Source organism: Lelliottia nimipressuralis (genome assembly GCF_004402045.1).
In the GTDB taxonomy this organism is placed as follows: Bacteria; Pseudomonadota; Gammaproteobacteria; order Enterobacterales; family Enterobacteriaceae; genus Enterobacter; species Enterobacter chinensis.
Map to the genome: position 1 here is coordinate 224537 of NZ_SOMG01000023.1, position 25184 is coordinate 249720.

The 25184-nt window shown below is 56.4% G+C and carries 28 protein-coding genes; 6 read left to right on the plus strand and 22 right to left on the minus strand.

Translation table 11 applies throughout. The features are described 5' to 3' along the window. Positions 1-14 precede the first annotated feature (14 nt). From hpaB to hpaH, 7 genes are all read right to left on the minus strand, one after another. Positions 15-1577 carry a 4-hydroxyphenylacetate 3-monooxygenase, oxygenase component gene (gene hpaB, locus E3U32_RS15920; RefSeq protein WP_134349557.1) on the minus strand — a complete coding sequence of 521 codons (1563 nt, stop codon included), beginning with the start codon at positions 1575-1577 and terminating at the stop codon, positions 15-17. A 174-nt stretch (positions 1578-1751) separates the two neighbouring features. After that, a complete protein-coding gene (locus tag E3U32_RS15925) occupies positions 1752-2084 on the minus strand; it encodes an addiction module antidote protein (protein ID WP_134349740.1) in 333 nt (110 codons plus the stop codon). A gap of 5 nt (positions 2085-2089) precedes the next feature. Next, positions 2090-2428, minus strand: a complete 339-nt coding sequence (locus E3U32_RS15930; protein ID WP_134349558.1) for a type II toxin-antitoxin system RelE/ParE family toxin — start codon at positions 2426-2428, stop codon at positions 2090-2092. 124 nt (positions 2429-2552) lie between these two features. Then, positions 2553-3443 carry a 4-hydroxyphenylacetate catabolism regulatory protein HpaA gene (hpaA, locus tag E3U32_RS15935; protein WP_134349559.1) on the minus strand — a complete coding sequence of 297 codons (891 nt, stop codon included), beginning with the start codon at positions 3441-3443 and terminating at the stop codon, positions 2553-2555. A 9-nt stretch (positions 3444-3452) separates the two neighbouring features. Next, on the minus strand, positions 3453-4805 hold the full coding sequence (gene hpaX, locus E3U32_RS15940; protein ID WP_134349560.1) for a 4-hydroxyphenylacetate permease: 1353 nt from the start codon (positions 4803-4805) through the stop codon (positions 3453-3455). Positions 4806-4826: 21 nt separating this feature from the next. Then, on the minus strand, positions 4827-5624 hold the full coding sequence (gene hpaI, locus E3U32_RS15945; protein WP_134349561.1) for a 4-hydroxy-2-oxoheptanedioate aldolase: 798 nt from the start codon (positions 5622-5624) through the stop codon (positions 4827-4829). A 9-nt stretch (positions 5625-5633) separates the two neighbouring features. Then, positions 5634-6437: a 2-oxo-hept-4-ene-1,7-dioate hydratase gene (gene hpaH, locus E3U32_RS15950; RefSeq protein WP_134349562.1), complete on the minus strand. Its 804-nt coding sequence runs from the start codon at positions 6435-6437 to the stop codon at positions 5634-5636. Between hpaH and E3U32_RS15955 the strand changes: the two genes are divergently transcribed. Next, positions 6436-6639, plus strand: a complete 204-nt coding sequence (locus tag E3U32_RS15955) for a hypothetical protein (RefSeq protein ID WP_134349563.1) — start codon at positions 6436-6438, stop codon at positions 6637-6639. The genes hpaH and E3U32_RS15955 overlap by 2 nt on opposite strands. Here E3U32_RS15955 and E3U32_RS15960 read toward each other — a convergent pair. The 4 genes from E3U32_RS15960 to hpaG are packed head-to-tail and all read right to left on the minus strand — an operon-like array spanning position 6632 to position 10616. Then, positions 6632-7012: a 5-carboxymethyl-2-hydroxymuconate Delta-isomerase gene (locus E3U32_RS15960; RefSeq protein ID WP_134349564.1), complete on the minus strand. Its 381-nt coding sequence runs from the start codon at positions 7010-7012 to the stop codon at positions 6632-6634. The two genes, E3U32_RS15955 and E3U32_RS15960, sit on opposite strands and share 8 nt — an antisense overlap. A gap of 9 nt (positions 7013-7021) precedes the next feature. After that, complete coding sequence (gene hpaD / locus E3U32_RS15965) at positions 7022-7873, minus strand: 3,4-dihydroxyphenylacetate 2,3-dioxygenase (protein WP_134349565.1); 852 nt, start codon at positions 7871-7873, stop codon at positions 7022-7024. Positions 7874-7875: 2 nt separating this feature from the next. Continuing rightward, a complete protein-coding gene (hpaE, locus tag E3U32_RS15970) occupies positions 7876-9342 on the minus strand; it encodes a 5-carboxymethyl-2-hydroxymuconate semialdehyde dehydrogenase (RefSeq protein ID WP_134349566.1) in 1467 nt (488 codons plus the stop codon). Further along, positions 9339-10616, minus strand: coding sequence for a 4-hydroxyphenylacetate degradation bifunctional isomerase/decarboxylase (gene hpaG, locus E3U32_RS15975; protein ID WP_134349567.1), 1278 nt, complete (start codon positions 10614-10616; stop codon positions 9339-9341). Before hpaG ends, hpaE begins: the two co-directional genes overlap by 4 nt. 271 nt (positions 10617-10887) lie before the next feature. Here hpaG and hpaR point away from each other — a divergent pair, with 271 nt between their 5' ends. Both hpaR and tsr read left to right on the plus strand, forming a co-directional pair. Further along, entirely contained in the window at positions 10888-11328 is a 441-nt protein-coding gene (gene hpaR, locus E3U32_RS15980; protein ID WP_134349568.1) for a homoprotocatechuate degradation operon regulator HpaR, read from the plus strand. Between the two features lie 85 nt (positions 11329-11413). Further along, complete coding sequence (gene tsr, locus E3U32_RS15985) at positions 11414-13078, plus strand: methyl-accepting chemotaxis protein (RefSeq protein ID WP_134349569.1); 1665 nt, start codon at positions 11414-11416, stop codon at positions 13076-13078. Positions 13079-13134: 56 nt separating this feature from the next. Here the strand turns inward: tsr and E3U32_RS15990 are convergent, their stop codons facing one another. From E3U32_RS15990 to E3U32_RS16035, 10 genes are all read right to left on the minus strand, one after another. Next, a complete protein-coding gene (locus tag E3U32_RS15990) occupies positions 13135-13653 on the minus strand; it encodes a GNAT family N-acetyltransferase (RefSeq protein WP_134349570.1) in 519 nt (172 codons plus the stop codon). Continuing rightward, entirely contained in the window at positions 13653-15944 is a 2292-nt protein-coding gene (gene opgB, locus E3U32_RS15995) for a phosphatidylglycerol--membrane-oligosaccharide glycerophosphotransferase (protein ID WP_134349571.1), read from the minus strand. The genes E3U32_RS15990 and opgB overlap by 1 nt, the downstream gene beginning before the upstream one ends. 270 nt (positions 15945-16214) lie before the next feature. Continuing rightward, positions 16215-16694 carry a DUF2501 domain-containing protein gene (locus tag E3U32_RS16000; RefSeq protein ID WP_134349572.1) on the minus strand — a complete coding sequence of 160 codons (480 nt, stop codon included), beginning with the start codon at positions 16692-16694 and terminating at the stop codon, positions 16215-16217. An 84-nt stretch (positions 16695-16778) separates the two neighbouring features. Continuing rightward, entirely contained in the window at positions 16779-17516 is a 738-nt protein-coding gene (dnaC, locus tag E3U32_RS16005) for a DNA replication protein DnaC (protein WP_013095461.1), read from the minus strand. Beyond that, positions 17513-18058, minus strand: coding sequence for a primosomal protein DnaT (gene dnaT / locus E3U32_RS16010; protein WP_134349573.1), 546 nt, complete (start codon positions 18056-18058; stop codon positions 17513-17515). Before dnaT ends, dnaC begins: the two co-directional genes overlap by 4 nt. A 147-nt stretch (positions 18059-18205) precedes the next feature. After that, positions 18206-18634 carry an organic hydroperoxide resistance protein gene (locus tag E3U32_RS16015; protein ID WP_023310299.1) on the minus strand — a complete coding sequence of 143 codons (429 nt, stop codon included), beginning with the start codon at positions 18632-18634 and terminating at the stop codon, positions 18206-18208. A gap of 84 nt (positions 18635-18718) precedes the next feature. Continuing rightward, on the minus strand, positions 18719-19171 hold the full coding sequence (locus E3U32_RS16020; protein WP_134349574.1) for a MarR family winged helix-turn-helix transcriptional regulator: 453 nt from the start codon (positions 19169-19171) through the stop codon (positions 18719-18721). A 41-nt stretch (positions 19172-19212) separates the two neighbouring features. Next, the gene (locus E3U32_RS16025) at positions 19213-19854 is read right to left on the minus strand and encodes a TetR family transcriptional regulator (protein WP_134349575.1); all 642 of its coding nucleotides are present in this window, start codon (positions 19852-19854) and stop codon (positions 19213-19215) included. A gap of 67 nt (positions 19855-19921) precedes the next feature. After that, positions 19922-20395 carry a threonine/serine exporter gene (locus E3U32_RS16030; protein WP_020885295.1) on the minus strand — a complete coding sequence of 158 codons (474 nt, stop codon included), beginning with the start codon at positions 20393-20395 and terminating at the stop codon, positions 19922-19924. Beyond that, the gene (locus tag E3U32_RS16035) at positions 20386-21162 is read right to left on the minus strand and encodes a threonine/serine ThrE exporter family protein (RefSeq protein WP_134349576.1); all 777 of its coding nucleotides are present in this window, start codon (positions 21160-21162) and stop codon (positions 20386-20388) included. The genes E3U32_RS16030 and E3U32_RS16035 overlap by 10 nt, the downstream gene beginning before the upstream one ends. A gap of 413 nt (positions 21163-21575) precedes the next feature. Here E3U32_RS16035 and E3U32_RS16040 point away from each other — a divergent pair, with 413 nt between their 5' ends. Next, a complete protein-coding gene (locus E3U32_RS16040; RefSeq protein ID WP_134349577.1) occupies positions 21576-22313 on the plus strand; it encodes a helix-turn-helix transcriptional regulator in 738 nt (245 codons plus the stop codon). Next, the gene (gene bglJ / locus E3U32_RS16045; RefSeq protein ID WP_134349742.1) at positions 22310-22945 is read left to right on the plus strand and encodes a DNA-binding transcriptional activator BglJ; all 636 of its coding nucleotides are present in this window, start codon (positions 22310-22312) and stop codon (positions 22943-22945) included. Before E3U32_RS16040 ends, bglJ begins: the two co-directional genes overlap by 4 nt. Before the next feature lie 38 nt (positions 22946-22983). Here bglJ and E3U32_RS16050 read toward each other — a convergent pair whose 3' ends face one another. Further along, a complete protein-coding gene (locus E3U32_RS16050; protein WP_008502085.1) occupies positions 22984-23442 on the minus strand; it encodes a YbaK/EbsC family protein in 459 nt (152 codons plus the stop codon). A gap of 328 nt (positions 23443-23770) precedes the next feature. Between E3U32_RS16050 and E3U32_RS16055 the strand changes: the two genes are divergently transcribed. Further along, positions 23771-25117: a PTS sugar transporter subunit IIC gene (locus tag E3U32_RS16055; protein WP_134349578.1), complete on the plus strand. Its 1347-nt coding sequence runs from the start codon at positions 23771-23773 to the stop codon at positions 25115-25117. The last annotated feature ends 67 nt before the right edge of the window (positions 25118-25184 follow it).

Consider the following 25184-nt stretch of genomic DNA (forward strand, 5'->3'; position numbering starts at 1 on the left):
AACCTCCTGCTGCATTATTTCAGCAGCTGATCCAGCATGTTGATATCGCTGTTGTTGTGCAGGTGCGGCACCGTCCAGCCGTGTTGGTCGTATTCGGACATACAACGGTCGACCATCGCCATCATCTTGTCCATATTGCCGGAGCTCTGCGCCTGGCGCAGACACTGCAGGCGGATCTCATCCTGGCTGCCGGAGTAGTTGATCTCATACAGCTCGTGACGGCCGCCAAACTCGCTGCCGATGGCATCCCACATCAGCTTCAAAATCTTGATGCGTTCAACGTGATCCATACCGTTGGAGCCGCGCACGTATTTCGCCAGATACTGGTCGATCTGCGGGTTGTTCAGATCCCGGGCGCTGGACGGGAGGTAGATCAGACCGGAGGTGACGTTACGCTCGATGATGTTCTTGATCTTGGCGTAGGCCATTGGCGCCATCACGCGGTAGGTTTGCAGCGCGGCGTGATCCGGCAGATACGCCCCGTTGACCCACGGTGTGGCTTCGGAGCACATGGAGTCGCTCAGGGCCCAGAACATGTTGCGCCAGGCCACCACTTCGCCGAGATCCGCCTGCACGCCGCGAAACTCCAGGGTACCGGTGCACTCCAGGGATTTCTTCAGCAGGGCGGTGATGAAGTCGAGTTTGACCGCCAGACGCACGCAGGCTTGCAGCGGGTACATCCGCGCAAAGCCACCCTCCATCGTCCAGCGACGGCAGCGGTCGAAATCGCGGTAGATCAGCACGTTTTCCCACGGGATCAGCACATGATCCATTACCAGGATCGCATCGTTCTCATCAAATCGGCTTGAGAGCGGGTAGTCATACGGGGAGCCGGTTGCGCCGGCCACCATCTCGTAAGAGGCGCGGGAGATCAGCTTCACGCCCTCGGCATCCATCGGCGCAACGAACATCAGCGCGAAGTCCGGGTTTTCGCCCATCACCTGCGCGGAGCCAAAGCCGATCATGTTGTAGTGGGTCAGCGCCGAGTTGGTGGCCACCACTTTCGCACCGCTGACGATGATCCCGGCGTCGGTCTCTTTCTCCAGCTTGATGTAGACGTCCTTCACCTCGTCCGCCGGTTTGTGACGGTCGATGGGTGGGTTAACGATGGCGTGGTTGAAGTACAGGCCGGTTTCCTGAATGCGGGTGTACCAGTTGCGGGCGTTCTGCTCGAACTGGCCGTAGAAGGCCGGATTAGCCCCGAGCGCGCAGCCGAAAGCGGCTTTGTAGTCCGGCGTGCGGCCCATCCAGCCGTAGCTCAGGCGCGACCACTCGGCGATAGCGTCGCGCTGCTGGCGCAGGTCGTCGGCACTTTTCGCCACGCGGAAAAACTTATGGGTGTAGCCGCCGCTGCCGGTGTCGGTGCCCCAGCACAGCGTGTCCTGCATGTCCGGTTTGTGCAGCGCGTCATACATCTGCGCGATGGAGGCCGCCGCATTGCGAAACGCCGGATGGGTGGTGACATCTTTGACGCGTTCGCCGTAGATATAAATCTCACGACCGTCCTGCAGGCTTTTTAAATACTCTTCGCCGGTTAACGGGCGTTTGGCATCAGTGCGGAAATCTTCAGGCTTCATAGGGACCTCGTATCGGAATTTGGTTGTTAAATTTATGTTTTGTTTTTGTTGTTTAATTGAAGCCTGAGAGGGGCGGAACGTGAAGGGACGTTTGGGACAACGGCGGGTACTTTTCGGGTGGGTGTGGGTTTTGTGATCTGTGCGGGGGATTGATTCCCCCTCCAGATGACTTTCCTAGGCTGGGGCGTGTTGCTGTTGGGTGATGGTTGCAATGCGGGAGATAGGGAATCCTGTGGCTGAGGCAACAGCCGCAACGCGCTTAAACGACGGATTACCATTTGGTGAAAGTGATTTATAAAGTGACTCACGGCTAATACCGGCGCGCTTCGCAATGGCCGTCATGCCACCGGTGGCTTCAATAACATGCCGCAGTGCGAGAATGAACGCCTCGTAGCCGCCATCTTCATCAATCTCAAGAAAGGCCTGGTGAAGATAAATCGGAGCAAATGCCGGATCATCCTTAAGGAGTTTTACCATCGCATCATCATGAAGCACTGACTTTGCCATCATTCTTACCTCTCATTTCTGTTCTTAAAGTCGTTAAGGTACTCAACGGCCTTATCAATATCAGCGTCTTGCTTCTTTTTCGTTCCACCGAGCAGTAGCAGACTGATTGCTCCATCACAAGGATCGGTGACTTCGCTGAAATAGACGCGGTAGCCTGGCCCCTGATCTATTTTCAGCTCTGACACGCTTTCCCGGCAGGGTTTACAATCCCCATAATTCCCTGTTGCCATTCGGGCAATACGCGTGGCGATCATGGCTTTCGCTATCGGGTCTTTTACGCTGCGCAAATAGTCGTCGAATGGGTCGTGCCCATCGGCGGTTAAATAGTGTTTAACCTTTTTCATTATTGTAGCCCATAGTTTACGATGTGCAATGGGCTGTCAGCTTAGGGGAAAATATTACGAATAAAAACCCGACGAGACGGGTTCTGGAAGCATGCTCGCAAAGCGTGAACTCACCTGATGAACCTCAGGAAACCGGTACTTTTTGCGCCCGGTACGCGCTGGGCGAGCACCCCACTAAGCGGTTAAAAAACCGCGCAAAATAGGCCGGATCCTTAAACCCCAGCTGCCAGGCAATCTCGCTGACCGTGCTGTCGGAGAAGAGCAACAGCCGCCTGGCTTCACGCAGCTGGCGGTCGAAGATCAGCCGTTTCGGCGGGCGGTTGGCGAAGCGGCGGCAGATATCGGTCAGTCGGGATTCGGTCAGGTGCAGCTCGCTGGCGTATTCCGGTACCGTCCAGTGCTGGTGGTAGTGCGCATCAATCAGCTGAGTAAAGCGCTGGAACAGCTTCAGCTCGCCGCGCATACCGCCTGAAGCGTGGTCGTCGAGCTTCGCGTTGCGCAGCAGCAGGGTGAAAACCGCCTGGGCCAGCAGGACCAGAGTATGCTCGCGACCGGGCAGCTGCTCCGTGGATTCCCGGGCAATCAGCTGCCAGTAGTGTTTTAGCGCCGCCAGCTCGTCCGGCTTATCCGCCAGAGACAGACAGATCCCCGGCAGGCCAAACGCCTCCCGCGTGCCGGGGTAGAGTACTTCCAGCAGCGGCCAGATCAGATCCTCGCGCACCGTCAGCACGTGACCGTCGCTGTCGGATTCGGTGATAAACGCGTGCGGCACCGACGGCGGCGTGAGAACGAACAGCGGGGCCTGCACCGAGTAGCGGTGATCGTCGAGCTGGAGTTCAATCTGCCCGGTATCGAGAAAGTGCATCTGAAAGTACTGGTCGTGACGGTGCGCCTGCATGTCGCGGCCAAAAAAGGCCGCCATGCGCGCGAACGACTGGTAGTGCACATCGTCGGTGCCCAGACTTTCGTCGTACTCCTTGCTGATATCGATGTTGGTGATGGGGCTCTGGCACATACCCGCTCCCTAGTGGATCTTCTGCGCCGCGATGCCCGGCTCGCGTTCCAGGCTTTCGCGCTGCGTCATCGGGATGCGCGTCAGCACCAGCGCGCCGACCACCAGCAGCCCGGCGACAAACCACAGCCCTGAACTGAAGCTGCCGGTAGCGTCGCGCAGAATACCGATCAGCAGCGGGCTGACGGCGGATCCGACGTTGCCAATGGCGTTGATCACCGCCAGCGCCACGGCGCGCGACTGCAGGCTAATGACCCGATCCGGCGTGGTCCAGAATATCGCCATGGCGGTAAACGATCCGGTTGAGGCCATGATGATGCCAAGCAGCTGGATCAGGCTGTGATCGGTGGCTGAGGCCAGCATCCATCCCGCCGCGGCGAACAGGTACGGCAGGATGGTGTGCTTTTTTCGCTCTTTCAGCCTGTCGGAGCGGCGGCTCCACCAGATCATCCCGAGGATGGTACAAAACTGCGGGATCGCCGCCAGCAGGCCGATGACGATATTGCTGCTCCCCGTGTTAAAGCTTTGCAGGATCTGCGGCGTCCAGATGTTGATCGCGCTCAGCGTATTGGTCAGGCAGAAGTAGGCCAGCGTGTAGAGCAGCACGGCGGGTGTTAGCACTTCGCGCAGCGTCGAGCGTGGCGTGACGGGTCGGGCAATCGCGACCTCCTGCTCGCGGGCGATCATCGTTTTCAGCGCCTGCTTTTCGTCATCATCCAGCCAGGTGGCCTGATCTGGCGTGTCGTTGAGGTAAAACCAGGTCACCACGCCGAGCACTACGGACGGCAGCCCTTCCAGCAGGAAAAGCCACTGCCAGCCCTTCAGGTTCCACAGCCCGTCCATCGCCAGAATGTAGCCGGAGAGGATCGAGCCGAGCATCATGGTCACCGGCATCGCAATCATAAACAGCGCGTTGGCGCGGGCGCGGTGATACGCCGGGAACCACCAGGTGAGGTAGACCAAAATCCCCGGCAGGAAGCCGGCTTCGGCAATGCCTACCAGCATGCGTAAAACATACAGCGTGTGCGGACTGGTGGCGAACATGGTGCAGGTGGAGGCGATGCCCCACACCACCATGATCCCGGCGATCCAGCGCCGCGCGCCGATCTTCGCCAGCATGATGTTGCTCGGGATCCCGCACAGCACGTAGGTGACGTAAAACAGCGTCGCGGCCAGGCCAAACATGGTGGACGTGAGGCCCAGATCTTTGCCCATCGTCAGCCCGGCAAAGCCGATATTGATGCGATCGAGAAACGAAAAGACAAACAGAATAAAGAGAAACACGATCAGGCGCCGGAACAGTTTGTTAATGACGCGATGTTCAACAGCTTTATTATCATGGGTTTGCAGGGGAGAGGTCGTCATGGTGCGCTCCAGATCTTACGTTTAGTAGACGGATTTATTGTTATTAACTGACGTAACCGGTTTTTCGATAAAGCGTGCCGCCAGCGCTTCCGCGCCGCGGGCGAGCAGGGTGGTGTCAACGCCGACGGCAACAAACAGCGCGCCGAGGTCGAGATAGCGTTTTGCCAGCGCCTCGTTGGCCATCAGGATGCCGGGGGCTTTACCGGCGGCGCGTATCTGCGCGATCGCCTGTTCGATGGCTGCCTGGACTTCCGGGTGCTGCGGATTGCCGGCAAAGCCCATGTCGGCGCTCAGATCCGCCGGGCCGATAAACACGCCGTCGACGCCGTCCACGTCCAGGATCTGCGGCAGGTTTTTCAGCGCCTCGCGGGTTTCGATTTGCACCAGCACGCACATGGCGTCGTTAGCCTGCTGCAGGTAATCCGGAATACGGTTCCAGCGCGAGGCGCGCGCCAGGGCGCTGCCCACTCCACGAATGCCTGCGGGCGGGTAGCGGGTAGAACGTACCGCCAGACGGGCTTCATCGGCGTTTTGCACCATCGGTACCAGCAGGGTTTGTGCCCCCACGTCCAGCAGCTGTTTTATCTGCACCGGATCGTTCCAAGACGGGCGGACCACCGGCTGGCTCGGATAAGGGGCGATGGCCTGCAACTGGGTTAAGATGGTCTGCACGCTGTTCGGCGCGTGCTCGCCGTCGATCAGCAGCCAGTCGAAGCCTGCCCCGGCCAGCAGCTCCGCGCTGTAGCTGCTGGTCAGCCCCAGCCATAAGCCAATTTGCGGGCGGCCTGCCTGCAGCGCCGCTTTGAATGCGTTTTGCATCGTTCTCTCCTAAACAAAGCGGCAGCTGATGGAGCCCATATTGCCGTAGTCCACGTGGAAGGTGTCGCCTCTGCTGGCGGGCACCGGGCGGGTAAACGAGCCGCCGAGGATGATCTGGCCGGGCTCAAGCTGCACGTCGTACGGGGCCAGTTTGTTCGCCAGCCACGCCACGCCGTTGGCCGGGTGGTTAAGCACGCCCGCAGCGACGCCGGTCTCTTCAATAACGCCGTTGCGGTAGAGCAGGGCAGAGATCCAGCGCAGATCCAGCTCGTCGGGCTTAATCGGGCGGCCGCCGAGGATCACGCCCGCGTTGGCGGCGTTATCGGAGATGGTGTCGAAGACCTTGCGCGGGCGCTGGGTCTCCGGGTCGACGTTGTGGCAGCGGGCGTCGATCAGCTCCAGCGCGGGGATCACGTAATCCGTGGCGTTGTAGACGTCGAAGATCGTGCAGTTCGGGCCGCGCAGCGGTTTTGCCAGCACGAAGGCCAGCTCCACCTCGATGCGCGGGACGATAAACCGATCGACGGGGATGTCGCTGCCGTCGTGGAAGAACATGTCGTCCAGTAGCGCGCCGTAGTCCGGTTCGCTGATCTGCGAGCTGGCCTGCATCGCTTTGGAGGTGAGGCCGATCTTGTGGCCTTTCAGCACGCGGCCTTCGGCAATTTTCAGGGTGACCCATTCGCGTTGGACGGCGTAGGCGTCGTCAATGGTGATCGTCGGGTAGTCGAGGGAGATCTGGCGGATCTGCTCCCGGGACTGCTCCGCCTGATGCAGACGATGGGCGATCAGGGTATGGGTGTGTTTATCGAGCATGGCGATATCCTGTTTTTGCCGGGTGGCGCTGCGCTTACCCGACCTACGGTTTGGTGCTGCTGTTGCCGGGTGGCGCTTCGCTTACCCGGCCTACGGTTTGGTGCTGCTGTTGCCGGGTGGCGCTTCGCTTACCCGGCCTACGTTCGGGGTCGTTGTAGGCCCGGTAAGCGAAGCGCCACCGGGCGAGCAGACGGCTACGTAAACAACGCGTGCACGTTGTTTTGTTTGTAATTGAGCGTCGGGTGCAGCTCGTCCAGCTCAAAGGACAGCGCCAGATAGCGGCTCGCCATCAGTTCCGCGAAGTGCGTTTTGATCAGCGCAAACAGCATTTCACCGACCTCTTCCCGGCTCTCCAGGCTGCGCCCGGAACCAATTTTCAGCGTCATATGGACAAAGGCGTAATCGTGCCTGCCGTCGGCCATCTGCCAGGTATCCAGCCAGTGGGCACGGCTGCGGATGCCGCCTGGCGGGAAGATGCCCGTGGCGGCCAGCGCCTCGTTGACTTTGGCGAACAGCCCCGGCAGGTCGGCCTGCTCGCGGATGTTGTCGGTGCATTCAGCAATAAAGTGCGGCATGGTGGCTCCTTACGCGGGCAGCGGGAAAACGGCGTTGACCTGGCCGGTGCCGGAGCTGGCGAACAGCTCGGTGAGAAACTCCACCTTACCGTCGTATTTGTCCCAGCCGAGCATGCCCAGCAGCATCACCGTGTCGTGCATGTTGCCCTCGCCGTAGCAGTAATCGGCGTACTCCGGCAGCATGCTGCAGAATTCTTTGAACTGGCCCTCGCGCCACAGCTTCACCACGCGCTCGTCCATCTGGCGGTCGAACTCGCGGGTGTAGCTGTTCATCCCTTCTTCCGCGCGTTGGTCGTCGATAAAGCGGTGCGACAGCGAGCCGCTGGCAAGCACCGCCACGGTGCCGTCGTATTTTTCGATGGCGCTGACGATGGCCTCGCCCAGCCGGCGGCTGTCGGCGAAGTCGTGAACCGTGCAGAACGCCGAGATGGAGAGTACCTTGAAGTGTTTATCCGCGTTCATGTAGCGCATCGGCACCAGCGTGCCGTACTCCAGCTTGAGGCTCGGAATGTTGTGCGCTTTGGCGCGCACGCCGAGCTTGACCGCCTCGTCGGCAATCAGCTGGCCGAGCGCCGGGTTGCCGTCGTAGTCGTAGGTCATGTCGCGGATAAAGTGCGGCAGCTCATTGCTGGTGTAGACGCCCGCAAAATGGTCCGCACAGTTGATGTGGTACGCGCTGTTCACCAGCCAGTGGGTGTCGAACACGATGATGGTGTCCACGCCCAGCTCGCGGCAGCGCTTGCTAATCTCTTTATGCCCGTCGATGGCACCCTGTCGGCAGCCGTGGTTTTTGCCCGGCAGCTCAGAGAGATACATTGACGGCACGTGGGTGATTTTTGCCGCTAACGCTAATTTACCCATGATCAGATCCCCCACTTTGGAATCGGATGGTCGCCCATGGAGATGCAGACGTTCTTCATCTCCGCGAACACTTCGAAGCTGTACTCGCCGCCCTCGCGCCCGGTGCCGGAGGCCTTCACGCCGCCAAACGGCTGACGCAGGTCGCGCACGTTCTGGGTGTTCACGAACACCATGCCGGCTTCGATATTGCGCGCCAGGCGCAGCACCTTGCTGACGTCCTGGGTCCAGATGTACGACGCCAGGCCGTACTCCACGTCGTTGGCCAGGCGCAGGCCTTCCGCTTCGTCCTTAAACGGCAGCAGGCAGGCCACCGGCCCGAAGATCTCCTCCTGCGCCACGCGCATGCGGTTGTCGACGTCCGCCAGCACGGTCGGGCGCAGGAAGTTGCCGCCCTTCAGGTGCGTGGGCAGATCGGTTGGTTTGTCCGGGCCGCCCGCCAGCAGGGTTGCACCCTCTTCAATGCCGAGGCGGATATAGCCGGAGACTTTCTCCCAGTGCTGTTGGCTGATGAGCGCGCCAATCTGAGTGTTCGGATCGGTCGGGTCGCCCACGCGCAGGCGGTTGGCGCGCTCGGCAAAGCGTTTAACGAATTCCGGGTAGATGCTCTGCTGGATGAAGATGCGCGAGCCGGCGGTGCAGCGCTCGCCGTTGATGGAGAAGATGGTGAACAGGGCGGCGTCCAGCGCGCGTTCGATGTCGGCATCTTCAAAAATCAGCACCGGGGATTTGCCGCCCAGCTCCATGGAATATTTCTTCAGCCCGGCGTTTTTCATGATGTTGCGCCCGGTGGCGGTGCCGCCGGTGAAGGAGACGGCGCGCACGTCGTGATGGCGCACCAGCGCATCGCCAGCCGTCGCACCGTAGCCCTGCACAACGTTCAGCACGCCCGCCGGAATGCCCGCCTCCAGCGCCAGCTCGCCCAGACGGTCGGCGGTCAGCGGGGAGAGTTCAGACATCTTCAGCACCGCGGTATTGCCTAAGGCCAGGCACGGCGCGACCTTCCAGGTGGCGGTCATAAACGGCACGTTCCACGGGGATACCAGCGCGCAGACGCCCACCGGCTGCACCAGGGTGTAGTTCAGCATCTTGTCGTCGACCGGGTAGGTTTTGCCGTTCATCTGCTGGCACACCTCGGCGAAGAACTCGAAGTTGTGCGAGGCGCGCGGGATCAGGACGTTTTTGGTCTGGTGGATCGGCAGGCCGGTGTCGGCGGTTTCCATGGCGGCGATCTCCGGGACGTTCTGGTCGATCAGATCCCCCAGGCGACGCATCAGGCGCGCGCGTTCCTTCATCGGCAGGTTAGCCCATTTCGGGAAGGCGTCTTTGGCGGCGGCGACGGCCTGGTGGATTTCGGCTTCACCGCCGGAGGCCACCTCCGCCAGCACCTCGCCGGAGGCCGGGTTGGTGGTGTGGAAGTAGTCGCTTCCCGCGACGTTCTTACCGTTGATCCAGTGGTTAATTTTTTTCATTTTGCAGTCTCCTCGCTGACAATTCGGTTCACCAGGCGGCCCACGCCTTCCACTTCCACGACCACTTCATCGCCCGGCACCACGTCGGACAGCCCTTTCGGCGTGCCGGTGGCAATCATGTCGCCCGGCTGCAGGGTCATAAAATCGCTCAGGTACGCAATCAGGAACGGGATGCTGAAAATAAGATCAGCCGTGGTCCCTTCCTGGCGCAGCTCGCCGTTCACGAAGGTGCGCAGGGCTAAGTTGTGCGGGTCGGGAATGGCCGCTTTCGGCACGATGTTTGGGGAAATGGGCGTCAGCCCGTCGCGGCTTTTCACCCGCAGGTTCGGGCGGTAGTAGTTTTCGAGATAGTCGCGGATGGCGTAGTCGTTGCAGACCGTATAGCCCGCAACGTAGTCCATCGCCTCGGCTTCACTCACCTTGCGCGCGGTTTTACCGATGACTACCACCAGCTCCGCCTCGTAGTGCATGTACTCAACGTTGTTCGGGCGTACCGAGGTCTGGTTGTCGCCGTTAAAGGTGTTTGGCGCTTTGATGAACACCAGCGGCTCGGTCGGCGGCTTGAAGTCCAGCTCGCTGGCGTGATCGGCGTAGTTCAGTCCGAGGGCAAACAGCGTGGGGTGCGGATGCGCGCCGTGAGCGATGGCCACGTCGCGCTCATCCACCACCGGGTTTTCCAGCGGCGGAAAGCCTTCCGCCAGAACGCGTACGCGATCCCCCGGCTGCAGCGGCACGCGAGCGTGAGGGGTGCCAAGCAGGATCGTATCGCCAGGATTGAGGGTGGCGAACTCGCTCAGGGCGCTCAGCAGTTCGGCGGCGCTGCGCTGCAGTTCGGCGGTATTCCAGTGGTCCGCTTCGCGACCGTTGATCTCGGTGATGATGGTCAGGTTATCCACGTTGTCCACGGCGACCAGCTCGCCAAGCGGGCAAAATCCGTCCCGGCACTTGGCCTTGATGGCCGGGCGGTAGAAGCTCTCTTCCGGCAGGCTCACCTCGTTGGCCAGCGCATATCCCGCGATGTACTCTGCGGCGTCCTCCACGCGCACCCTGCTGGCGGTTTTGCCCACGATCAGCGCGACCGTCGCGCCGCTTAACACCGTTTCTCCCTGCGGGAACGGAATCGGCTCGCCGGCACGAATCACGGTGTTATGCGGTTTGATGAACCACACCGCCGTTTTCGGCGGGGTGTTGTAGGGGGCTTTTTCGAATGCCTCACGCCAGGCTTCACGCTGGCTTTGATGATTCAGCGCCACGGCAAAAACAGTACCTTTCATTCACATACTCCTCACCCCGGCGGTCCGGGTTGTGATTTCATTAATATGTTAATGATCTGGTTTTATGCTTTTGCTGTTTATTTCGCAATCAGAAGTGAAAAATTTGTGATATGAATAACAATAAATTTACATTTTGGTTTTTATTGATATATAAATCATGATGTTAATAAAATTGACTGGTTTCTGTTAGACTTTTTGGCAGAAAAGCTATTGTTTATAAAAACATCTTTGAGTGATTGTTTACGTGTTAATGATGTGAAGGGGAGAGGCTATGCATGACTCATTAACCATTGCGCTGTTGCAGGCGCGGGAAGCGGCGATGTCGTACTTCCGACCGATTGTGAAGCGACATAACCTGACCGAGCAGCAGTGGCGGATTGTGCGCGTGCTGGCTGAACATCCGTCGATGGATTTTCACGATCTGGCGTTTCGCACCTGTATCCTGCGCCCGAGCCTGACGGGCATTCTGACGCGGATGGAGCGCGACGGACTGGTGCTGCGCCTGAAGCCCATGAATGACCAGCGCAAGCTGTACGTGTCGCTGACCAAAGAGGGCAACGCGCTGTATGAGCACGCCCAGGCGCAGGTGGAAGAGGCGTATCAGCAGATTGAGGCGGAATATACGCCGGAGAAGATGAAACAGCTGACCGGGCTGCTGGAAGAGTTTATTGAACTCGGAAACCGGCATAACGCAGCGCGGGAAGGAGAGTAAAAACCACAAATTCCAGGATGATTTTCGTAAAGTTTTCCATTTCCAGGCCGAAAATTCTGTTATCTGTCTGATGGAAAGAGAAAACATGTTAAACCGTATCAAGATTGTCACCAGCTTAATGCTGGTTTTAGCGATATTTGGCCTTTTACAACTCACATCCGGTGGTCTTTTCTTTAATGCCCTTAAGAATGACAAAGAGAATTTCACCGTCCTGCAAACCATTCGCCAGCAACAGTCCACGCTGAACGCCAGCTGGGTAGCCTTGCTGCAAACCCGTAATACCCTGAACCGTGCGGGTATCCGTTACATGATGGATCAGAGCAATATCGGCAGCGGCGCGACCGTTAACGATTTGATGCAAATTGCGTCTACATCTCTGAAACAGGCGGAAAAAAACTGGGCTGCCTACGAGGCCCTGCCGCGCGATCCGCGTCAAAACGACGCTGAAGCGATGGAGATCAAACGTAACTATGATATTTACCACGGTGCGCTGGCGGAGCTGATTCAGCTGCTGGGTGCAGGCAAAATCAACGCCTTCTTCGACCAACCGACCCAGAGTTATCAGGATGGTTTTGAGAAGCAGTATGTGAGCTACCTGCAGCAGAACGACAAGCTGTACCAGATGGCGGTCGAAGATAGCAACAGCTCCTTCAGCCAGGCTATCTGGGTGCTGATCAGCGTTCTGATTGCGGTGCTGGTGGTGATCGTGGCCGTCTGGCTGAACATCAAGCAGACGCTGATTTCTCCGCTGAATCGTCTGATCGACAACATTCGCCATATCGCCAGCGGCGACCTGGTGAAGCGTATTGAGGTTCAGGGCACCAACGAGATGGGTGAACTGGCCGACTCGCTGCGTCATATGCAGGGCGAGCTGGTGCGTACCGTTGGCGACGTGCGTAACGGCGCGAATGCTATCTACAGCGGCGCGAGCGAAATAGCGATGGGCAATAACGACCTCTCTTCCCGTACCGAGCAGCAGGCCGCTTCTCTGGAAGAGACCGCTGCCAGCATGGAGCAGCTGACGGCGACCGTTAAGCAGAACGCCGAAAACGCCCGTCAGGCGAGCCATCTTGCGCTGAGCGCCTCTGAAACTGCGCAGAAAGGCGGCAAAGTGGTGGATAACGTGGTGCAGACCATGCGTGATATCGCGGGCAGTTCGCAGAAAATTGCCGACATTATTAGCGTGATCGACGGTATTGCTTTCCAGACCAACATCCTGGCACTGAACGCGGCGGTAGAAGCGGCACGTGCGGGCGAGCAGGGCCGTGGTTTTGCGGTGGTGGCAGGTGAAGTCCGTAACCTGGCGCAGCGCAGCGCCCAGGCTGCACGTGAGATCAAGAGCCTGATTGAAGACTCTGTGGGCCGCGTGGAAGTGGGTTCAACGCTGGTTGAAAGTGCCGGTGAAACCATGGGTGAGATCGTTAATGCGGTCACCCGCGTAACGGACATCATGGGTGAAATCGCCTCTGCGTCTGACGAGCAGAGCCGCGGTATCGACCAGGTGGGTCTGGCGGTGGCTGAGATGGATCGCGTGACTCAGCAGAACGCCTCGCTGGTTGAAGAGTCTGCTGCGGCAGCGGCCGCGCTGGAAGAGCAGGCGAGCCGCCTGACTCAGGCCGTGGCGGTGTTCCGCATTCAGCAGGAGCAGATGAAAGCGCGCGAGTTCGCTGCGGCTAAAGCGGTTTCCACGCCGGTGATGGCGCGTAAAACGGCGACTGCTGATTCAGGCGATAACTGGGAAACGTTCTAATCCTGCGTGTTGTGCCGGGTGGCGGCTTCGCCTTACCCGGCCTACGGTTCGGGGAATCAACTAAGGGGCAGGCGCATGGCGCAGCGCGTTTCATACGCTAAGCCGTGCGCTGTCTCTTCTTCTCTTTTCTGACGCAGTTCAGGCGTGAGTACAGTGACGTATTCAAACCCCAACCGCGCATAGAACGGCGCATTCCATGGAACGTCCCGGAACGTCGTCAACGTTAGCGACGCCAGCCCTGTTTTACGGGCATGGTCAGCCGCACAGGCGATGAGCTGCCGGCCAATCCCTTTTCCCTGCCAGTCCAGATCAACCGAGAGCTCAACAATAAACAGCGACGAAGTATGCGCTTCTGTGAGGATAAACCCCACGGGGCTGTCGTTCGCCAGTGCCAGCCAGCTTAGCCCGCGTTCGACATACCCGAGGTGCTGTTCAGCGGAAATCACCTCGCCCTCGGCAAGCCAGGCGAGTGCCGGGTCGTCACGAAAACGTCCGGCCGCCGCGCGTTCAATGGCGGGCAGGGCGGTAACGTCATCGGCGCGTGTAGGGCGAACGGTGAGGTTAAGAGCGACCATCAGCCAGCGTTACTCACAATTTTAATTTCGACCATGCCAATCCCGATCTCGCGCGGTGAGTGTCCAAGGATATTCCCTTCATTCGTCGACTGCGGAGCTGGCGGCACAATCACCAGCGTATTGCTGCGCGATGGGTTCTCAAAATGCAGCGTGTGCGTGGACACATCGTTTCCAAGCGTCAGGGTCTGCTCCCGATCGCCCACGCGGACCGGCACGGGCTTATTGGCATTGGGCCCGTACGCTCTGGCCGTGATCACGAGGTCAAATTGTTCAGGCAGGGGATGGGCGTATTCAATTTTTACCTCGTTGCCCAGCTGCGCGTTCGACCAGCGCCCCCAGGACTCCGGACGCGAGATGCCGCTAAACTGTTTCACCTCTTCCGGCGCGCCGGCGACGTTAAAGATAAAGCTGTCCGCCTTATAGCGAATATCGTTATCGACGATTTTCAGCATGTCGATGTTGTGCTGATAGCGTGCGGTATCAATCACCGTGTCTTTAAACGCGGTTTTGCCTTTCCACTGGGCTTTATCCACGTGCTGCACGGTTTGCTCGCCGCCAAGCTGGCCCTGAGAGACGCACCAGTCGGTAGAGAGCGCCAGCGGCTGCGACCAGAGCTGGCCCATTTTGTAGCACCTGTCCACCCAGACGAAGTTGTCGCGGGGGGCAAAATCGGCCAGCTGATAGCGCAGCGGCGCGGAATACTCGCTTTCCGGCAGCGGCTCGACGCGACCTTCCGACACGCGCAACAGCAGCGGCAGACGGAAGTTGCTGCCCGAGAAGGCAATGGTGTTTTTATCCCGATCGATGGTGAAGTCTTTCATCTCTTTCGGGAAATTCCACAGGCGAATGATGTCGGGTTTCCAGGCGAGGATTTTTTCCTTCATGTTAAGGAACACTTCCGACAGGGATTGCCCCGATAGCGTGCTGCGGCCAAGACCAATAAAGTTGTCGCCGCCCAGAATGTCCAGCACGGTTGCGCCGTTATCCATGGAGTTGCGTTTGGTGGCGATTATCTCCTGCTGCGGCTGGTCGCCGCGCAGGACGAAAAACAGGTTGCTGCGATCCTGCTTGTTGAGCTGATCCCATGCGCTGTTTTTCATCGCCAGATGGTCAGACGAGACGACGATGACGGTGTTTTTAAACCAGGGCGAGGTTTTGATTTTCTCGACCAGCGCGGCGATGTGCTCCTGGCTACAGGTCACGGCGCTGAAAGATTTGTTGTTTTTGCCATCGACGTCATAGCGTTTGCGCTTACAGGTGCGCGAGACGAACCCGTCCGGATGATGCGTGTCCACCGTCAGCGCAAAGAGCGAGAAGCGTTTGCCGGCGCGGGAGAGTTCCTCAAATTTTTTCCAGGTCTCCTCCAGCACCGTATCGTCATAGAAGCCCCAGTCGTTGCGGTAGCTCGGATCGGCAACCGTCGTTTTTAACTCTTCTGAGCCATACAGGTGGTCAAAACCGTGGGATTTCAGGAACACGTCTTTTCCGGCGAAGCGCAGGTTTGCCCCCTGCATAAAATAGTTTTCATAGCCGGAGTTTTTCAGGATATCGCCAAGGCAGACGTTCTGTGGGAAGAACGTCGACATTGAAGCTGAGGCGTTACCTTCAAAAGGCGCGAACAGCGGGATGCCGCACTGGGAAGCAACCATCCCGGCGATGGTGTAATCCGTACCCGGCAGCTGCATGGTGTGGCTGAAATCGAGACCTTCATTTTTGAGTGCGCCCAGGTCTGGCGTCAGGTCTGGAAAAGCGTCGTTATCAAAGTACGTGCGCTCCAGACTTTCACCGTAGATATAGACCAGATTGAGCTTCGGGTTGGCGATCGTTTTCGACGGTTCTTTGTAGTAGGCCGCGAAATCCGGATCGCCGTCGCGCGACTGGGATTTCACCAGTTCGGTGATCTGGTGGAACGCCGGGCTGGCGTCGACGGAGGCCAGCGCCAGAAATAACGCCAGCAGGCTGTAGCCATGATGGTGCGGATGATGGCGACGTCGACGCAAGACCCACGCCAGCGCGCCAAAAATCGTCACCAGCGCAACGACGATGCCCAGCCCCGGAAGAATGTACTTGCCCACACCCGCGCCCGTCAGGCTGTTCGTCAGGGTGTAGAGCACCGCATCGTTAATGCCGTCACCGGTAAAGTAATCGCTGGCGTATAAGGTAATGTTTAAAATAATAAAAATGCCGAGCACCACCAGCGTGGCGATAAACCACCAGGTGTTACGGCCAGCTTTGCAGGCATAGACGCCGACAGAAGCCAGAAAAAGGATAAGGGACATTAGTTCTGACAACAGCATATCCTCATGACGCCAGGTGCTTCGCTGGCTAACTGTTTATTTTTTGGGTCATACAATGTAATTGCGATGTCGTTAAGCTGCAATTTTAGTGTCACGAAAGTGTGCTGTTGTTAGGATTTGGTTTAGAAAATCGTTTTTATGAAGAAGGTCGCATCCTGACAAACGGACGCTGAGACGGTGGCAGGTGGGGAAAACGCTCGTTTAACGCCGCGGTGCAAGACTATCGCATTAAACGCGGCGTGTTGTGGCAGAAAATGGGGTGGATCAGGAGAGGAAATTAACGCCTTGTTTCAGCACCAGATCGCAGGCTTTGGTTTTCACCTGTTTTGCCAGAGAAGAGTTGCCGAGGGTGCTCAGGTTAAGCTGCTGGCCGTTTTGCGCGTTAAGCAGACCCTGAATGCCGTCCATATAGTTGGTATCCGCTTTCTGCTCCTGGGTATCCAGACCCAGTTTACCCAGCACCTGGTTTTTCACGTTTTGCGCGTCGGTTACGGAAGCCAGCTTTTGCTTCGCGCAATATTCCAGAATTCCCGCCGCGTTGTTCATCGTGCCCGCGCTCAGGCTCTGGCCGCTGTTGCCCAGCAGGCTGGTGAGGGAAGAGGCGGAGAGCCCACCCTGAGAGCTGCTTTCTTTGCTCAGCTCGTTTGCCGCGCTTGAAAGGGATTCCTGCCAGGATGCTGCTTGTGTTGCGCCGGTAATCAGCAGAACGCCTAAAAAGGTGCTGATAATAATCTGTTTTTTCATAATGGCTTTCTCAAAAAGGTCCGTTTTGGGGCGGAAGGGGTTCCAGTATATACCTGTGCCCGACCGGCGATTCCTGGAACTGTCTTAATACTCTTTGCCGGTGACGCGACTGCGGTAACTTTCCCAGTCGAAGATGACGTACAGACTGTTACCCAGCTTCATGCGGTCCATGACGCGTTCCCCCAGCAGGCGGGTCATCTCGTCGATATTGTGGTTCGTCAGCATGCCGGTGGGGCGTTTGGACGAGGAGCGGCGATCGACAATCTGGTTAATGATCACCTTTTCATAACGAGATTCCGTCTGAACGCCAATCTCATCAATGACCAGCAAATCCACATTACTCAGGTCGTTAAGCAGTTGCTCTTCGCTGGTTTCGCGGTTGCTGAAGGTGTCTTTCATGGCGGACATGATATCGGCCACGGTGATGATGAGGACCGATTTCCCGCGCAGAAGTAGTTCGTTGCAGATAGCGGCGGCAAGGTGGTTTTTACCGGTGCCCGGCTTGCCGCTAAAGATGAAGCTGGCGATGTTGCCGTCGAATTCATCGACGTACTGACGAGCGGCGGCGAGCGCGTTCATCTGCCCGTTGGTCTCAATTTTGTAGTTATCAAACGAGCAGTTCTGGTGCAGAGGACGAATACCGGAACGGTTGAAGGTGCGCTGCATTTTCATCGCCCGATTTTCGCGGGCGAGCGCGGCAGCGCGGATCTCTCCTTGCTCTTTTTGCCACGCCAGCAGCTCTTCCCCCGTCGTGAAAGCAGGCTTCACGTTGGCAGGCATCATTTTTTGCAGTCGTTTCATCAGGTCGCCGACGTTCTTCATTTCGCACCTCGGAATCCATTGGGGATCTGTTTATCCGGTTCGGAAAACGCGTTGATATCGCGTTTTGGCTGGCCGTTGTTGCCGGCGCGGGTGATTTGAAGATGACGCGCGAGCTTTTGCTGCCACTGAATGTGGGTGAAGACTTTACCTTCCGCCTGCCACCAGGCGGTAAACGCGGCGAGCTCTTCAGCGGTGGCCGGCTGAGTTAACGCAATGCCCCACAGCGCGGCCTGCCGCTGGAAATCTGCGTCCGGTTGCCAGCCCGCGTACAGGGCAAATTTTCCCATCGGCACGGTCACGGGGACGTTAACCGGTTCATCAAAGAACTGGTTATCCAGCGTGACATCGCTCGCCGGGCGCGACAATTGCGCTTCAATCTCCAGAAGCTGCGCCAGACGTTCCGGTGTGATTGCGTAAAACGCCGGAGCGTTGTCGGCAAAAACCGCAACTGTGCCACCTTCGGCGTGGGTCAACACACCGCGCGGGTCGCGCATAAAGGCATCAATACCAGCAATGCTGGTGGTCAGAATTCTGGAGGACATAACGCTTACTCTACTGATAACGACGGGCGTGATATGGGCTTATGGTAGCACAGAGAGGGGGAAGGGATGGAGGGGATTTCCCCGGTGGCGCTGCGCTTACCGGGGCACGGTCGTAGGCCTGATAAGCGCAGCGCCATCAGGCATTTATTACGCGATGATATTCAGGGTTACGTCGATGTTGCCGCGGGTTGCGTTAGAATACGGGCAAACGATATGTGCGGCATCCACCAGCTTTTTGGCTTCCGCGGGATCCATACCTTCAACATGGATGTTCAGTTTGGCTTCAATACCAAAGCCGGTTGGCAGTGGACCAATACCCACTTCGCCTTCAATAAAGGCGTCTTTTGGCAGGGTAAATTTGTCGCGTGCGGCCACAAACTTCATCGCGCCCAGGAAGCAGGCAGAGTAGCCCGCAGCAAACAGCTGCTCAGGGTTAGTCACTTCTCCGCCCATGCCGCCCATCTCTTTTGGCACACCCAGTTTTACATCCAGTACACCATCGGAAGAGGTCGCGCGGCCATCACGGCCACCGGTTGCTTTTGCTTTGGCGGTATAAACAACTTTTTCTAAAGACATGGCAGGTTCCTCATCTTGCATTAAAGTGCGCTATTAAATAGCGTGCGATATATATGGTTAAATAAAGACGCGTAAAGTATAGCCTTACGCGCGCTGAATATGTTGTCGCAAAATCTCCAACTGCTGTTTAAGCGTGAGCAGAGTGTCGGTATCACACTGTGCTGCGCATCCCACCGCATGGGGGATACCTGCTGCCTGCTGCTGAAGTTCACGTCCCGCTTCGCTCAGGGTGACGGCAACCTGACGTTCATCCTTGCGCGAGCGCTGACGATTTATCAGCCCGGCGCTTTCCAGACGTTTCAGCAGCGGCGTCAGGGTTGCAGAATCCAGAAACAGCCGTTCACCGATGTCCGACACCGTGACGTCATCCTGCTCCCACAGCACCAGCATCACCAGATATTGCGGGTAGGTCAGGTTCAGCGGTGCCAGCAGTTGCCGGTACAGCTTATTAAGCGCCAGATTTGCCGAATAGAGGGCAAAGCAGAGCTGGTTATCCAGCTTGAGCGCAGCGGTTACGTCGTTTGTTTTCGCGTTCATGAGATGAATATAGATAGTGCACGATTTAATTGCAAGCAATTTTATGGGCAGGTATAACGCAGCGCCACCTGAACGGCCATTTTACGGTAATGCTGGCGCTGAGCCTGTTCATCTGCACCTTCTTCAAACAGCAGCGTAAAGGTGTAGCTGTTGGCAACGTAGTGAAAGCTGAAGCTGCTGATCAGACGATGAAGATCGCGGGCGTCGACCGTCTGGCTGAAGAGCTGTTTTTCTTTGCCCCGGCGCAGGATCTCCTCCAACAGGTCGAGCGCGCTGCGGTTGACCTGGCGGAGATAGCTCGACTGCTGCATAAAGCGGCCGCGCTGCATGTTTTCCATGCAAATAATGCGGATGTAGTCTGGATGGTCGGCATGATAGTCAAAGGTGGCCTCAACCAGATTGACCAGCGCTTCGACGGGCGGCATTCCCGACAGGCTGAGCGCTTTTTCACTGGCGCGAATCTGGGTGTAGACATGTTCCAGAACGAGGAGATAGAGATTCTCTTTATTCTTAAAATGGTAAACCACCATGCGCTTGGTGGTGCCCGCTTTCTCCGCGATCTGTTCCATGCGGGCACCGTTTAATCCATATTCGGCAAAAAGTGCGATAGCGCTCTGAAAAATTTTCTCTTTCAGGCTGGATTCTTCACTGTGCTCAGGGTGTTCGCTGCCAGGGTTAGCCACATCCTTTCCTTATTTTCACCAAACGGACCAGAAAGATTATCTCCATGGCAGCGAAATAACACAAATATCAAACGCGTGGGCGTTTACGGTACAGCCACAGCCCGGGGATCGACAGCCCGATGGAGAGCGCGCCGACAATGGACGAGGCCTTAAGAAAGTTGCTCAGGAGGAGGATCATCTGGGGCTCGGTGTAGCCAAAATGGCTGATTTTCACCGCAGATATCATAGCCGTATAGGCCGATATGCCCGGGAACATCGGGATCACAGCGGCGACGGTGAACACTTTGGGGTGCGCCAGGTACCAGCGCGACCATTGAATGCCGATACTGCCGACAAGCATAGAGGCCATAAATGTTGACCATTCGATGTTAAAACCCGCCGTCATCATGACCATTCGCGAGCCATGGCCTATCGCGCCCAGCAGTGCACACCATGGCAGAGCGCGTTGCGGAACGTTAAATACCATCGCAAAGCCGACGGCAGGAATGGCGGCCAGAAGCATGTCCTGCGCCAGTGCCAGCAGAAAATCTATCACGCCCATCCGCGTAACCCCCAGAGTGTCATAGCCATAACCACGCCGATGCAGGTCGCCAGCGTCAGCAGGCTGGCGATAGCCCAGCGTGCCAGACCGGTATTGATGTGCCCTTTAAACATGTCGGCGACGGCGTTGATCAACGGGAAACCCGGGACCAGCAGAAGCACGCTGGCGGCCATGGCAATCGTCGGGGTGTTGGCAAACTGTGGCAGGCGCAGCAGCAGGCCAGAAACCGTAGTGGCGACAAACGCGGTGATGCAGAAGTTAATTTGCGGGTGCAGCTGCCGGTGTGTCAGCAACTGACGAACATACATGGCGATGCTGCTGGCGAAAAAGGTGATGATTGCACCGTCCCAGCCGCCTTTATTGAGCTTACAAAAACAGGCGCACGATAGCCCCACCATCAGCACAACAAGCCAGCGCGGATAACGCAGTGGCTTAATTTGGTTGAACCGTTTTTCAATCTCATTGAGATCGAGAAGCTTATGTTCAGCAAGGATGACGATGTGCTGTACTTCGGTCACGACGTGCATGTTGATGCCGCGGTCATGGTTTTTGCGGGTGGAGGTCAGGCACTGACCGTCTTTGATCGTGGTCAGCACAATGGCGTTGGATGAGATGGCGCTTTCAACGCTATCCATACCCAGCGCCAGCCCCAGCCGGGTTGAAAGCTCCTCGACCAGCGCGCTCTCCGCGCCGTGCTGGAGCAGAAAAAGACCGCACTGAATACATAGCCGCGTGATAGCACGCTGCGTTGACCGATCTGCCTGCATGTATTGTCCTGAAGAAGAAGATGAATAGTTGCCGGTTAGCCCATAATGATTACTTTTAGCACAAAGTGCAGTGTCCCTTGCTGTGGGCCAGATCAAGGTTTATGCAAACAGTTGCAACCCCGTGTCGCGAAAGGGTTCTGGATTAATTTATCAACGCGGTGAATTGTTGATATGGGAATATAGAATATTTGTATGTAGTTATTCTAATTTTATATTGTCATTATTTTAACGGCGTCGGAATTAAATTTATTTGCGCTTTGTGAGATATTACCGCTGTTTTAGGCATTTCTTAAACTAAGTACATATCTCATCTTCTGCTTGTATTAATCAGTTTTACACTCAGGGACGAAAACACATATACATTGATGCGTTTTAACATTACTCATCATATGAAAAATGGACACGGAGGGTCTATGTTGTCATTGCATGGTAAGCATGGTGTTGTCATTAGCCGGATACCCGTCATGCAAAACGGGTTGGGGGGCGTGATGGCACGCCATTTCCCCGATATTGAACTGACCTATTGCCGTTCATTGCAGGAGTTAACCCTGCTTCAGCTACGCCGGGCAGATGTCATTATTGCCGATATTTCAGGTGAATACCGAAATCCTCGAGGCACGCTTGAAGAGTATTACGCGTTATTGAATCAATACCGGGAAATTCACTGGATCTTTTTAGTCTCGCGACCGCTTTACCCTATTGCAGTTGAGCTGCTTATGCGGCCGGAAAGCACGTTGCTTTCTGATATGGAGCCGATTGAAGGCGTGGTCAAGGCTATTCGGGCTGGTAGCGAGCGGGCAGAACGGATAAGCCAGACATTATTAACCCCGGAACCCCAGAGCGCGGAAGACGGAGACGAACCTTTTATCGCGCTCACGCACTCCGAACGCAAGGTATTACGTTTGTTAGGTAAGGGATGGGGGATTAACCAAATCGCCACATTGCTCAAGAAGAGCAATAAAACGATAAGTGCGCAGAAAAACAGTGCGATGCGTCGGCTGTCGTTACGGAGTAACGCCGATATGTACGCCTGGATCAACAGTACACAGGGAATGAGAGAGCTGAGTTTAATGTCAGCCTATGGAGAGTTCGAGGAATGGAAAAAACCGATTCAACAAGACATATCGCCATCGTCGAAAATTGCTCGATGAGTGCTGTTGGGTTACAGCATCTTTTTGCGATGTCCACCCTGAGCCAGTATCAACTGCATCTGTTTAGTGAATTTGACAGCTTTAAGAATGCACTTCATCACGTAAATTTTTTCTCGCTGATCTATTCACTTTCCGATGCGCGCGAGGAGCGCCGTAACTGCCTTGCGCACCTGCGTGACCTTGCGTTTACGCATGGTCATATTCAGCGCATCATACTGGTCTCTGACGAGATGGAAGCACGGCTTATTAGCCATCTTTCGCCTTCACGCTTGCACGGTGTGGTCAGTAAATCGGTGACGCTTGAGCATCTGCAGAAGGAGCTCATGGAGTTGCTGAGTGAAACGCTGCGCATTAATGACAATATGCTGAACCACTGGTACTGCAATCAAAACCGGATGTTAAGCCCAACGGAACGGGCAATTTTGCGTTATATGTCCTGCGGATATTCCATTCCTGAAATCGCGGCACAGCTTGAACGCAATATTAAGACCATCCGGGCACATAAGTTTAATGCGATGGTTAAGCTGGGGGTGAATTCTGACGTAGGGTTGCTTGATGCGGCGGATATTCTTACGCATCTTCCGGCAAGAGATCCGCAAAGTTTAGCACTCAGCAAGCCGACATTTTTATAACCTGCTTTTTGCGCGCCAGATGCACTCTGGCGCTTCAATCAGATGCAGACATCAACCCATTTTGCGGAAGTCAGCTCTGCCATTCTGTCAGGTGAAATACGCACGGCACTGTGGATTGCGCCTGCGGCAGGCAGCACTTCAGCGTACTGCTTTAAAGAGATATCGCAGTATACCGCGAGCGGGTTTTCCAGTCCGAACGGGCACACACCGCCAACGGGATGGCCGGTGATGGTAACCACTTCATCACTGCTGAGCATGCGCGCTTTCGCACCAAAGGTGTCTTTCAGCTTTTTGTTATCAAGACGCGCATCGCCTTTCGCCACCACCAGAATTACTTCATTTTTAACCTTCAGCGACAAGGTCTTGGCGATCTGTCCCGGTTCAACACGATGGGCGGCAGCAGCCAACGCAACGGTAGCGGTACTCTGGCTAAGCTCGATAACGTCTATATCCGGTGCGTTGTCGGCAAAAAACTGCTGTACGGACTGCAAACTCATTGTTTCCTCCTGACAAATATCCTGCGTAATCTGTCATAAGAATTTATGCTCTGTAAATATCTCTTAAGTAACAAATATCCTGGACGGCTGATTTCTGGATCCTCTTCACAATCACAGAAACCGGTTACAGTAACCGGTTGCAGAGCGTGGTGCGTAGATTAATACTGAGTACGTAACGTCCCCTGTATCCAATAATAAGAGCAAATTATGAAACCATTTCGTCGGAGCAGTACCGCGGGTACACAAGCCAGCAAGGTTGTGAAGTTGATTTATGGAACAACGTGCGGCGCAAATGTGCCGGTAACAAACGTCTGACAGGAGATCTGCCATGTCTGCCAACCATGCTGCGTTTAACCTGATATTCCGTTTTGTTGAAAATTACGTCAGTCCGATTGCCGGGCGGATCTCTTCCCAGCGTCACGTCATGGCCATCCGCGATGGATTCATCTCTGCGATGCCATTTATGATTGTGGGCTCATTTTTGTTAGTGTTTGCTTACCCTCCGTTTTCACCTGATACCACCTGGGGTTTCGCGCGCGCCTGGCTGGATATGGCGAAGCAATTTGAAGGCCAGATCCTGACGCCGTTTGATATGACGATGGGCATTATGTCCATTTATATTTGTGCGGCTATTGCGTATAACCTGGGTAAACACTATGTCAAATCGCATCAGCTAGATCCGTTTATGTGCGCCATGCTGTCGCTGATGGCGTTTCTGCTTGTCGCAGCCCCAAAAACAAAAGGCGCGCTTCCCGTCGACAGCCTGGGTGGGACGGGCATTTTCACAGCAATTCTCGTGGCCATTTACTGCGTTGAGATGATGCGTTTCCTCAAAGCGCATAACATCGGTATTCGCCTGCCGGACCAGGTCCCACCGATGATCAAAAACTCCTTTGATCTGCTGATCCCGGTGCTGGTGGTGGTATTGACGCTCTATCCGCTGAGCCTGGTTATTCAGTCGCAGTTTGGCATGCTGATCCCACAGGCGATTATGTCGGTCTTTAAACCCCTCGTTTCCGCAGCGGATTCACTGCCTGCGATTCTGCTGGCGGTGTTGATTGGTCATCTGCTGTGGTTCGCTGGGATCCACGGGGCGGCCATTGTCTCCGGAATGCTGCAGATGTTCTGGCTGACAAACCTGGGCGCTAACCAGACCGCGCTGGCCGCCAGCCAGCCTCTGCCGCATATCTTTATGGAAGCGTTCTGGACGTTCTTTATCGTGATTGGCGGGTCGGGCGCTACGATGGGGCTGGTGATTTGCTACCTGCGTAGCCGTTCAGCGCATTTACGCTCTATTGGGCGTTTGAGCGTGGTGCCCAGCTTCTTTAACATTAATGAACCTGTCATTTTTGGTACGCCGATTGTCATGAACCCGGTGTTCTTTATTCCCTTCCTGCTGGCTCCGATGGTTAACGCCGTGCTGGCCTGGGCGGCAATGACGTTTGATCTGATTGGCCGTGTCATCTCCGTCGTACCCTGGACGGCACCGGCTCCGATAGGCGCAGCGTGGGCCCTGGGCTGGGATTTCCGCGCGGCCATTCTGGTTGTGGTTCTGGCCTGCGTATCGGCGATCATCTACTACCCATTCTTCAAAGTGTACGAGAAGCAGCTGCTGGAGCAGGAAGCGGAAGAAGCGCAGCGTAACGTGGAAGAGGAAAATCAACAGGTGGCCTAAACGCGTTGTGCCGGGTGGCGGCTGCGAACAGAGGTTTTGTAGGCCCGGTAAGCGAAGCGCCACCGGG